Consider the following 11,096-nt stretch of genomic DNA (forward strand, 5'->3'; position numbering starts at 1 on the left):
GAGCTGACCGAGCGGTCGGTGACGGCCCCGCGGGACCACGACTACGGCAGGGCGCTGACCCTCCCGGACGGCACCGGACGCGTCCGGAGGCTCTCGGAGGGAGCGGGACGCGCGTTCAGCGGCCGTCACGTCCACGAAGTCGTCAACGAGGGCGCGACTACTGCGTACTCAGTGCACGTCTACAGCCCGGTGCTGCCGCTCATGCGCCACTACGCGGCCAGCGGCGAGACGCTCGTTCTGGTGGGGGTGGAGACCCGGGAAGACTGGTAGCAGCGGCCTGCGTCCGCGCCGCGGCGGTTCGGACCGCATGACGCAGGCGGCCGGGCCCGAGCCCGGGGTCCTGCGGCAGGACCCTGATCCGTCCCAGCGCGGACGGAACGCTGTCACAGGCGCGGGCGAGCCCGTCTGGCGTGGCGGACAGCCCCCGTTGGCAACCGTTGCCCTGGCCCGCGCCCGTGCTGGTCCGCGGACGGGTGCGCGCTCCCCGCCGCCGCGCTCCCCTGCGGCCGCCGCTTTCGCCCTCGAGCCGCCCTCACTGTGCCGCAGGGGAGGGCTGAGGGTATAGGAAAAAAACGAAGATCGCCGTTGTACGCGCCCCGAGCGCTCGCGTAGGTTCGAGGTGGAAGAGGAGGCCCGGCGCGCGGACGGAGAAGCGGGCGAGGATGGCAGGACACGTCGACGTGCGGCGCGGCGCCGGGTCGTTCGGCCGGTGGGAGACCGCGATCGGCCACCCCGCCCCCCGCCTGGACGGATTCGTGGTGCGCTACCGGGGCTTTCGGGTCCTGACCGCGGTGCCCCGCTCGCGGATGGAGGTCCCGGTCGGGCTGCCGTGCGTGGTATTCGGGATCGACGACCCGCTCACACTGACCGAGGCCGCGTCCCCGGAGATTCCGCCGGTGCGGCACCGCTCCTTCGTGGTCGGGCTGCGCACCAACAGCCTGCGCGGCACGCACAACGGCCGCGTCCACGGCATCGAGGTCATGCTCACCCCGTTCGGGGCGCACGCGCTGCTCGGCCACTCCATGGTGGAGCTCGCCAACGCCGTCGTCGACGCCGACGACGTCCTCGGCCCGAAACCCGTCGCACTGATCGAGGAACAGCTGGCGCAGACACCCACCTGGGCGGCCCGGTTCGACGTGCTGGACGAGTTCTTCACGCACCGCGCGCAGGTCGCCGCGAGCGCATTCGCCCCGGTCCGGCACGCCTGGTCGCGGCTCGAGCGCGACATGCGGGCCGTCCCGTCCGGGCGGCTGGCCGACGAGCTGGGCTGGAGCCAGCGCCGCCTCGAACTGGCCTTCCGCCAGCAGATCGGGCTCTCCCCGGCCACCATCGCCCGGATGGCCCGCTTCCGCTGGGCGATGCGTCTGCTGGTGGGACAGCAGATCCCGCTGACCGAACTGGCGGTGCGGTGCGGCTACTACGACCAGTCGCACTTCAACCGCGAATTCCGCTCGGTCACCGGCACCACGCCGATCCGCTACCTGTGCGATTCGCGCGGTGACGGCCCGGACGGCGACCTCGGCCAACCCGCCCGCATCGATGCCCGCTACGCAAAGCTTTCCCTTCTAGCATAGAGGCTAGCATCGTTAGCCGCCCGTGCCGTGTGCGGCCGAATAGACGGAGCGCCTCTATATGCCGCGTGCAGGACTAAGCCAGCAATCCGTTCTCGACGCCGCGCTGGCCGTGGTGGATGAGGCGGGCGCGGCCGGGCTCACCCTCGCCGCGGTCGCCGCACGGACGGGCGTCGCCGTGCCCTCGCTCTACAAGCACGTCGACGGACTGCCCGCACTGCGCCGCAAGGCGACCGTCGCAGTCCTCGACGAATTCACCGCCTACGTCACGGCGGCGGTGCTCGGACACAGCGGACCCACCGCTCTGGCCCGATTCCTGTACGCCTACCGCGAGTTCAGCCGCACATACCCCGGCCGCTACCAGCTGACTGTCCCGGCCGACGACCTGGGAGACCCCGCGGTTGCCGAGGCCGGGCGCCGGGCGGTCGGCGTGGCGTTCGCAGTGCTCGAAGGCGCCGGAATCACCGGCGAGGACGCGGTACACGCGACCCGCTGCCTGCGCGCGGCGGTCCACGGCTTCGTGATGCTGGAGATCTCCGGCGGCTTCGGGCTGCCCGAGTCCATCGACGAGAGCTTCGAGCGCCTCGTCGGGATGCTCGTGGCGAGCGTCTTCCCCGATTCCGCGCCCCACTGACGAAGCACCGCTGACGAATCCGCAGCCCGGCCGCTGCCGGTGCGGTGTCGGCCGCCGACAACGCAGGCCGCTGACGTTGGCGGCTGCGCCCTTTGCCGCGGCGCCGTGCGGGCGCAGACTGCGCTCCAGACCGCGCTACCCACTCGTAACATCTCTGAGGGAACGAACACCATGTCGATCTCCCGCACGAAGCCCCGCAGTGTCCTGCTGTGCGCCCTCGCGGCCGGCAGCCTGGTCACGCTCGGCGGCGTCGCGCCCCAGGCCGCCTCCGCGGACACCGGCTCGCTGCACGACGTCCTGCTGATCGGGAACGCCGTGTCCGGCACGGTCAGCTTCATCGACCAGAGCACGTTCCAGAACCTCGGGTCCTTCAACATCGTCCCCGACCTCCAGCAGCGCCTGGCGAGCTTCAGCGTGATCCAGTGGATCGACTACGGGCTCGCCAACGCCGACGAGGCGACAGTGGATCCGTCGGTCGGCGGAACCCGCTACGTGGACGACATGACCGTCTCCCCGGACGGCAAGACCCTCTACGTCTCGCGCGCCAACCTCGACGACGTCGCGGCGTTCGACCTGGCCACCCACGCCGAGCTGTGGCACACCCAGGTCGACGGCATCCACGCCGACCACATGGCGCTGTCCCCGGACGGCAGCACGGTCGTGGTCTCGGCCACCACGTCGCAGGTGGCAGACGTCTACAACGCGGCCACCGGCGCTGAGATCGGAACCTTCGCCACCGGCTCGTATCCGCACCAGAACAACTTCACCGCCGACGGCAAGTACATCTACAACGAGAGCATCGGCGTCACGCTGCTGCCCAAGTCGCTCAACGCCCTCAAGGGCGCGCTGCAGCTCGAACTCGTCGACGCCAAGACCCTGCAGGTCGTCAAGAAGTGGACGTTCCCATACGGGCTGCGGCCGTTCGTGATCGCCGCGGACGGCACCACCATGTACGCCGACCTGTCCTACCTCAACGGCTTCATCAAGTACGACCTGAACTCGAGCACCACGCTCGCCACGGTCAACCAGCCGTTCAGCGCCAGCGCGGCGAACGAGAACCCGGACAACTACCCGCAGAACTCGGCCCACCACGGCATCGCGCTGTCCGGTGACCAGACCAAGCTCTGCGACGTCGGCACCATCGACGACTACGCCAAGATCGTGGACGTCAACTCGCTCACCACGCTGGCCACGGTCAACTACCCGACGGGCAGCATCCCCTACTGGGCAGCGACGAGCGTCGACGGCAACTACTGCTTCGTCCCGCTGAGCGCCGGCAACGCCGTCTCAGTGATCAGCTACTCCACCGGTCAGGAAGTCGCCCGCATCCCGGTGGGCAACTTCCCGCAGCGCGGACGTCTGGCGAAGGTCACCGACGCCGCGATCGCCGGGCTCGACTCCTCCGCCGGCTGACCCCTCCGCGGAGGCACTCGGCCCCGCTGGACACCGATGGCGGCTGCGGACCGTCGGCGCCCAGCGGGGCCGAGTTCGTGCGGTCTTCGGTGTCGACCCGGGGCTTTAGGGCGGCTGTAGATCGTGTGGCAGGGAGAAGGGCGCCCCCGCCACACGATCTTTCGCAGCCGCCCCGGGCCGACACCGAAGACTTTCTGCACCCTTGACCGTGCCCTCTCGCCGTGCCATCCGCGGCCCGCTGTGCCAGAGTTCTTCCTGGTGTCGGCAGACCGAGGCGGCCTCGCCGGCCAACGGCTCGGGCGAGGAGGCGCAGCGGCGTGGTCGAGCGGTCAGGCCGGAAGGCGGTGCGGGATCTGATCGACCAGATACGGTCGGACCCCGCGGTCCTCGACGGTGCCGTGGACGCGGCGCGCGGCTACGCACCGCTGATCGCGCAGCTGCCCCGGGCGCAGGTGCGGCATCATGTCGCGGCACTGATCAACGTCGTCATCGCCGCGTACAGCGAGACCGGGGAACTGGGGGAGGGCGCGAAGGCGGCGGATGAGCTGGCCTTCGACCGGGTGGTGCAGGGCGTGCCCCTCGCGGCGCTTCTCGACGGTTTCCAGGCCGGACGCGTCTACGCCATGTCCCGGCTGATCGACGCGGCGCAGGACGCCGGACAGACCGACGCCGTGCTCGGAGCGCTGGTCGAGCTGGACACCTACAGCCACGAGCTTCGCAACCGTCTGATCGACGCCTATCGCAGCCGGGAGGCCGAACTCGCCCGCAACGGCTACTCGGCGCGGGCGCGGCTGCTGCGCGAACTGTTCCACGGCGAGGCGGTCGCGGAACAGCAGGACGGCCACCAGGACTACAACGCACCGACCGCCTCGTCACCGCTGAATCCGGCCCGTCCCTATCACTGCCTGATCGCCGACCTGACCGATCCGAACCGCGCGGCGCCGCTTGAAGCCCTGATCGCAAGCGCCGGCGGGATATCCGGGTTCGTCGACGGTTACCTGTGCGGCGTCAGCCCGCGGCTGCCCGCCGTGGACCGGCTGCTGCACGAGGTGCTCGTCGTCGCGTCGCCGCCGGTCCGGCTGACCGGCCTGTCCGGGGCGTATCAGGCCTGCGGCATCGCGATGACCGCCGCCCGCACGCGCGGACTGCTCGGCCTTCAGACCGTGACCGGACTGGCGCTCGCGTCCGCGGCCGACTCCCAGCCGCAGATCGGCTGCCTTCTGGCCGGGTCGCTGCTCGCGAAGCTCGATCCGGCGGACGCATTCCACCGCCTGCTGGCCGAGACGGCGCTGGCCTACCTGGGGCACGGCAAGCGCACGGACACGACGGCCGTCGCGCTGCACGTGCACCCCAACACGGTGAAGCACCGGCTGCGCCGACTCGGCGAGCTGACCGGGTTCGACGCGGGGCCCGGCCCGGCGCCGCAGGACACCCTCGGCGACGCGGTGCGCTGGTGGTGGGCGCTGACCGTGTGGTGCAACGAGGGGTCAGGGCGCGCCTAAGCGCGCTCGCCGCGTTGGGCGAAGCACCCCGGGACTATCCGGTGCTCCTCCTTGGGCGCATTCGAGACGACCGGTCGTCTCGGTCCTCTCGCGCGCAGCGGTCCCGGGGTGTGATCCGACGCCCATTATTAAACACACCCTTAAACACGTCCTAGGAGCTCAAACGCCCTCTAGACGGGCTCGAACCGTCGACGTCACCGGGCCGTGCGTTTCCTGTATGCACAGAGATGCGCTCGACTTCTTGACCAACCAACTGGTCTAGTCCAATCTAAGCGTGGGTCCGGAGCCCCGGCGCGTGCCCCGGCGTCCCGCGTTGTCCCCTGCGGCGCGGCGCACCGGTCGGCCCGGTCCGTCCGCCCGCCTCGACCCGCGGTGCCGTCATGCGTCCGCGCCGGCACCGCCCGCTTCGAAGAGGCGATCCATGGCATCCGTCCCACCCCTCCGTGCCCGGCCGCGCCGCCGCACGCTCGTCGCCGCCGGCGCGGCGATCAGCGTCGTGCTGGCGACCGTCGGCGTCGTCGCGGCGACGACCGGCGCCCAGGCCGCCGCCGCGAACCTGGTCCAGAACCCCGGCTTCGAGTCCGGCTCGCTCTCCCCGTGGTCGTGTACGAGCGGCGGCGCGGTGGTCACCAGCCCCGTCCACTCCGGCTCGTACGCGCTGCAGGCGACGCCGTCGAGCAGCGACGACGCCCAGTGCTCGCAGACGGTCAGCGTCCAGCCCGGCTCGTCCTACACGCTGTCGGCGTGGGTCGACGGCTCGTACGTCTACCTCGGCGACACCGGCACGGGCACGACCGACACGAGCACCTGGACTCCCGGCACCAGCGGATATCAGCAGCTGAGCACGAGCTTCACCACCGGATCCAGCACGACGAGCCTGACGATCTGGGTACACGGGTGGTACGCCCAGCCCGCGTACGAGGCCGACGACTTCTCGCTCACCGGTCCCGGCGGCGGCCCCTCGCCGAGCACCGGCCCCACCTCGTCGTCTCCGTCGACCTCCCCGACGCCGTCGCCGAGCTCCTCGCCGACCGGCTCGGGTTCGTGCACCGCGCCCGCGTGGGTCTCGACGACCGCCTACACCGGCGGCGCGGTCGTGTCCTACGGAGGCCACCAGTGGACCGCCAAGTGGTGGACCCAGGGCGACGTGCCCGGCAACAACGCGCAGAACGTGTGGACCGATGACGGCCCCTGCGGCGGCGGCAGCCCCAGCCCCAGCAACTCGCCCTCGGCGTCCCCGTCCTCCTCACCGTCCGCCTCCCCGAGCGGAAGCCCGGGCGGCGGAAACGGCAAGCACGTGCTGACCGGTTACTGGCAGGACTTCACCAACGGCGCGGCCGTACAGCGGCTGACCGATGTGAACTCCCAGTACGACATCATCGCGGTCGCCTTCGCCAACGCCACGACCACTCCGGGCCAGATCTCGTTCGCGATCGACTCCGGGCTCTCCAGCGCGCTGGGCGGCTACACCGACGCGCAGTTCAAGGCCGACATCGCCACCGAGCACTCTCGAGGCAAGAAGGTGATCCTCTCGGTCGGCGGCCAGGACGGCACCGTCTCGGTGAGCGACTCGGCCTCCGCGTCGAACTTCGCCAGCAGCGCCGACTCGATCATCCAGAACTACGGGTTCGACGGGATCGACATCGACCTGGAGAACGGGGTGAACGCCACGTACATGGGGCAGGCCCTGCACTCGCTGGCGAGCATGGTCGGATCGGGCTTCGTGCTGACCATGGCTCCGCAGACCATTGACATGCAGAGCACCGGGATGGCCTACTTCCAGCTGGCGCTGAACGTCAAGGACATCCTGACCATCGTCAACACCCAGTACTACAACTCCGGGACCATGAACGGCTGCGACGGCAACGTCTACGCCGAGGGCACCGAGAACTTCCTGGTCGCGCTGGCCTGCATCCAGCTGCAGGGCGGCCTGAACCCGAGCCAGGTCGGACTCGGGCTGCCGGCCTCCAGCAGCGCCGCGGGAAGCGGGTTCACGGACCCGAACGTGGTCAACGCCGCGCTGGACTGCCTGGCGTCGGGCACCAACTGCGGCAGCTTCAAGCCCCCGACCACCTGGCCGGGCATCGGCGGCGCGATGACGTGGTCGACGAACTGGGACGCGAGCAACGGCAACCAGTTCGCCAACACGGTCGGCCCGCACGTGCACGCGATGCCGTGACCGATCGTGCGGTGACGACCGGTGTGCAGAACACCGGTCGTCACCGCATACCAATCCCGTGAGCGGGGCGGGTGGGTCGCCGCCCCGCTCACGGATCACTGAGCCGTTGCGTGGAACTCTGCGGTGCGGGCGCTTTCGCCGCCGGAGCTCAGTGCGGTGAACTCGTAGTAGTAGGTGGTGCCGCTGGTCACGGCCGCGTCGGTATACGTGGGCGAGGTCACCGTGGCCAGGGGCGTGGCGCCTTCGCCGCCGGGCGTCGTGCCGCGATACACGCGGTAGCTGGTCGCAGTGCTCTCATATCCCCACTGGAGCAGGATGTGACCGGCCTGCGGAGTGATGACGACGCCGAAGGGGACCGGCGGCGGGTTACCGCCACCGCCGCCCGCGGTTGGCGTGGCGTGCGCTTCACCGGATTTGCCGGAGGAGCCGACGGAGTTCGTCGCCGTGACTGTGTAGTAGTAGGTGGTGCCGTTGGTGAGCCCTGTGTCGGTGAAGCTCGCGGTGGTGCTGGTGCCGACCGCCGTGGCGCCTTCAGCGCCCGGCGCGGTGCCCCGGAAGACGCTGTAGCCGGTGGCGCCGGAGTTGGCGTTCCAGGTCAGGCTCACCGTGCCGTTGCCGGCCGTGGCGGTCAGGCCGGTCGGCGCGGCGGGCGGGGCCGGGGCGGCCGCCGGGGTGGCGGAGACCTCGTTCGAGTCCGGAGAAATGCCGACCGCGTTGTTCGCGGCGACGTTGTAGAAGTACGTCTTTCCGCTGGTCAGCCCGGTGTCGGTGAACGTGGTCGTGGTGCCGGACACGGTGCCCACGGGCGTCACCGCCTCACCGTCGGAGAGGGTGCCGCGATAGATCGTGTAAGAGGTCGGATTGCCGCTGGCGCTCCCGGTCCAGGAGAGGGCGGCGCTCGCGTTACCCGGAGTGATCATGAGATTCGTCGGGCCGGCGGGCACCGAGGCGGTGGCCGGGGTGACGGTCAACTGGTCCACCCGGGAGACGCCGTGGTCTGACACGGCGAGCATGGTTACCGAGTTCTTGCCGGCGTTGAGGTGCACCTGAAGCGCCGTGTGCTGATACACGTCGAAGCTGCCGGTGATGACGAAGCGCTGGGTGCTGGTGATCACGACGCCGTTGACCTCGAGCCCCATCTGGCGGTTGGTGACGCCGGGGAACAGGCCGCTCTGGAAGGCGTACCGCCAGTCGATGGTGTAGAGGCCCGCGGTCGGGACCACGACGTCGTTGAACGTCATCGTGCCCTCGGTCGCGTAGGCCATGTCCACCACCTGGCCGCCGGGGGAGATGGACCCGGAGGACCCCAGGTCCTGCGGGAACCAGCCGGTGAGCGTCTGGAACCAGTCGAAGCCGCCGAGCAGCGCGTCCTTGCAGTAGAAGACCAGGCTGTTGCCGTTGGCCACGCCCGGCGTGTCGCCGCCGGTGCCGATCGGCGGCGGCGTCCTCGAGGCGTCTTCGGCGGTGCGCGCCGATTCGCCGGTCGCGTTCACCGCGCTGATCTCGTAGAAGTACGTCAATGTGCTGCTGAGGTGGAGATCCGTGTAGGTGGTTGCGGTCGTGGTCACGTACGGAGTGTTGCCCTCGCCACCGGAGGCGGTGCTCCGGTAGATGCGATAGCCGGTGGCCCCTGGGCTCGCGGTCCAGGTGACGGTGATCGACGAGTCGGCGTTCGCGTGCAGTTCCTCGCTCGGCGGGGTGGGCGGAGCCGAGGCGGCGGCCGCGGTGGGCAGCGGCCCGGCTTCGGCAGGGGCAGCCGAGAAGCCGAGGCAAACGGCCGCCACCACGGCGGCGAGCGCGGCGATGCGGATGTGGGGCGCTGTTCTCATGGTGAACCGAACTCCCATCAGTCGGTCGTCGTTGACGACTGACACGTCAGTCGGTGCGGGGTTGACGTGTGGGAAAGCGCTCTCCGAAGCGGACGCTACTGAGCCCGGGATGCCGCGTCAAGGCTGGATCACGGAGTGCGCACGATGACCTTCGTTATTGGCGTTCCGAGTCGATTCCCGGGCCCGAGCGTGGATCGTGGCGGGCTTCTCGTGACATCTTGGGTCGCTGACATGCTCGGTATCCATGAGCCGACAGCCTCTGCTCACTGGCGATGAAGACCCTTGATATTCGTTGAGCAGAATCCTCAATCAGACTCGCCGGAGCGTTGACGAAGAGCTGCTGAGGCGGTAGACCACTCTGGGAGAGCGCTCTCCAAGTCGGTTTCCTCTCGTCCGCCCAAGCCGTCGACGTGTTCGAACACGAAGGTCTCCCCATGGCGCGAGGCCGGCCCCACAACCGGCACCTACATACCGTCTAGAGCGTTTCCGGTGTGGGAGTTTCGCCAGGGTGGCGCCATGCTGACGTGCCCCTGACGGTGCATTACGTCATTGGTGTGAGGTATGCGCACGGTGGCGGGTTGGATGCGGCGGCCAGAGCCCGGCGGGAGGGGGTCCGTCTGCAGGCGGCGCAGCTGCTTGCCTCGGGTGAGAGTGACGCGAGGGTGGCCTGGCGGCTGCGGGTGACGAAGGTGTCGGCCAACCGATGGCACCGCGCGCTGGATACCGGCGGCACCGAGGCTTTGGCCTCGCGCGGCGCGGCCGGGGCGCGCTGCCGGCTGACCGAGGCGCAGCAGCGGGCCTTGCTCGAATTGATCGAACAGGGTCCGGCCGCACACGGCTACCACACGGACCAGCGCTGGACACTCGCACGCATCCGCGAGCTGATCACCCGGCAATTCGGCGTGCACTATGGCTCGCTGTCCGGGGTGCACGAACTGCTGCACCGCATCGGCGCTTCCTGGCAGATGCCCACCCGCCGTGCTGCCGAGCGCGACGAGCAGGCGATCACCGCGTGGCGGCAGGAGACCCGGCCGCATATAAAAGAACAGCGATAACCCGAGGCGCGTTTATCTGCTTCGAGGACGAAGCCGGCCAGGGCCTGCGCCCACCGCGCGGGCGCACCTGGGGCCGACGCGGGCACACTCCGGTGGTGAAGGTGAGCAACGCTGGCACCAAGCGGGTCAACCTCGCCGGACTGCTCGCCGTTCACCCCGGCCGAAGCGAGCGAGTGCGCCTGATCCACCGCACCCACACCTACCACGGGCGCAAGGGCGAGAAGAAGGGCTTCGTCGAGCAGGACTACATCCGCCTGCTCGACGCCGCCCATCAGCAGCTGCGCGCGCCGATCGTGCTGGTGTGGGACAACCTCAACACCCACAAGTCCGTCCTGATGCGCAGCCTGATCGCCGCCCGGCCGTGGCTGACCGTCTTCCACCTGCCCGCCTGCGCCCCGGAGCTCAATCCGGTCGAGGGCGTGTGGTCGGTGATGAAGTGCGGGCTGGTCAACCTCGCCAAACGCGACATCGACCAGCTCCGCGCGCTGGTCAAGACACGACTACGCCGTATGCAGTACCGGCCAGGCCTGCTCGCCGGACTGCTCACCAAAACCGGACTCGACCTGCGACCGCCATAACTCCCACACCAGAAACGCTCTAGCTATTTCACGTGCCTTAGCGGGATCGAGGCGTAGTAGAGCGCGACGACGGCGCCGACGGCCATGAGCGGCGTCAGCACGGCGGTCTCCAGCTTCTCACCGGTATGCCTGATCACGGGGATGCCGAGGCGGGCCTTGATCGGCCAGAACAGCGGGCAGCCTTCCTTCGTCACACAATCGCCGGCGAGGTGGGTGAGCGTGCCGAGGCCGACCGCTATCGGCAGCCAGAACGGGTCTGTGCCGATCCAGATGGCCATCGCCCCCGTGCCGGCGACGGCGAGCAGCATCACCACGCCCCAGGACTGAATCCCCTT

Annotated in this window: 8 protein-coding genes and 1 pseudogene; 7 read left to right on the forward strand and 2 right to left on the reverse strand. The window is 69.7% G+C overall.

Annotation, left to right across the window (positions count from 1 at the left end; all coding sequences use genetic code 11):
* From VGZ32_RS17295 to VGZ32_RS17320, 6 genes and pseudogenes are all read left to right on the forward strand, one after another.
* A pseudogene (locus VGZ32_RS17295) lies at positions 1 to 270 on the forward strand (cysteine dioxygenase); the annotation flags it as partial.
* Between the two features lie 392 nt (positions 271 to 662).
* The gene (locus tag VGZ32_RS17300) at positions 663 to 1,574 is read left to right on the forward strand and encodes a helix-turn-helix transcriptional regulator (RefSeq protein WP_326887093.1); all 912 of its coding nucleotides are present in this window, start codon (positions 663 to 665) and stop codon (positions 1,572 to 1,574) included.
* A 58-nt stretch (positions 1,575 to 1,632) separates the two neighbouring features.
* Entirely contained in the window at positions 1,633 to 2,205 is a 573-nt protein-coding gene (locus VGZ32_RS17305) for a TetR-like C-terminal domain-containing protein (protein ID WP_326887094.1), read from the forward strand.
* 171 nt (positions 2,206 to 2,376) lie between these two features.
* Complete coding sequence (locus VGZ32_RS17310) at positions 2,377 to 3,618, forward strand: YncE family protein (RefSeq protein WP_326887095.1); 1,242 nt, start codon at positions 2,377 to 2,379, stop codon at positions 3,616 to 3,618.
* A gap of 317 nt (positions 3,619 to 3,935) precedes the next feature.
* The gene (locus VGZ32_RS17315; RefSeq protein ID WP_326887096.1) at positions 3,936 to 5,120 is read left to right on the forward strand and encodes a helix-turn-helix domain-containing protein; all 1,185 of its coding nucleotides are present in this window, start codon (positions 3,936 to 3,938) and stop codon (positions 5,118 to 5,120) included.
* Between the two features lie 421 nt (positions 5,121 to 5,541).
* Positions 5,542 to 7,299, forward strand: coding sequence for a chitinase (locus tag VGZ32_RS17320; protein ID WP_326887097.1), 1,758 nt, complete (start codon positions 5,542 to 5,544; stop codon positions 7,297 to 7,299).
* A 95-nt stretch (positions 7,300 to 7,394) separates the two neighbouring features.
* Here the strand turns inward: VGZ32_RS17320 and VGZ32_RS17325 are convergent, their stop codons facing one another.
* Positions 7,395 to 9,128, reverse strand: a complete 1,734-nt coding sequence (locus VGZ32_RS17325) for a fibronectin type III domain-containing protein (protein ID WP_326887098.1) — start codon at positions 9,126 to 9,128, stop codon at positions 7,395 to 7,397.
* A 554-nt stretch (positions 9,129 to 9,682) separates the two neighbouring features.
* Between VGZ32_RS17325 and VGZ32_RS29175 the strand changes: the two genes are divergently transcribed.
* Positions 9,683 to 10,761, forward strand: a protein-coding gene (locus VGZ32_RS29175; RefSeq protein ID WP_422653145.1) for an IS630 family transposase whose coding sequence is annotated in 2 segments (ribosomal slippage) — positions 9,683 to 10,163 and positions 10,163 to 10,761 — 1,080 coding nt in all. Because the reading frame shifts where the segments join, the coding sequence is not laid out codon by codon here.
* A gap of 23 nt (positions 10,762 to 10,784) precedes the next feature.
* Here the strand turns inward: VGZ32_RS29175 and VGZ32_RS17340 are convergent.
* Positions 10,785 to 11,096: metal-dependent hydrolase (locus VGZ32_RS17340; RefSeq protein WP_326887101.1), on the reverse strand; the 312-nt coding region annotated here is incomplete at its 5' end.

The sequence above is a fragment of the Actinocrinis sp. genome (assembly GCF_035938995.1).
Lineage (GTDB): Bacteria > Actinomycetota > Actinomycetes > Streptomycetales > Catenulisporaceae > DASZGI01.

Bases quoted from the DNA above. Each gene is read 5' to 3' on its own strand.
- VGZ32_RS17300 (WP_326887093.1), top strand. From the start codon at position 663: ATGGCAGGACACGTCGACGTGCGGCGCGGCGCCGGGTCGTTCGGCCGG.
- VGZ32_RS17305 (WP_326887094.1), top strand. From the start codon at position 1,633: ATGCCGCGTGCAGGACTAAGCCAGCAATCCGTTCTCGACGCCGCGCTG.
- VGZ32_RS17310 (WP_326887095.1), top strand. From the start codon at position 2,377: ATGTCGATCTCCCGCACGAAGCCCCGCAGTGTCCTGCTGTGCGCCCTC.
- VGZ32_RS17320 (WP_326887097.1), top strand. From the start codon at position 5,542: ATGGCATCCGTCCCACCCCTCCGTGCCCGGCCGCGCCGCCGCACGCTC.
- VGZ32_RS17325 (WP_326887098.1), bottom strand. From the start codon at position 9,128: ATGAGAACAGCGCCCCACATCCGCATCGCCGCGCTCGCCGCCGTGGTG.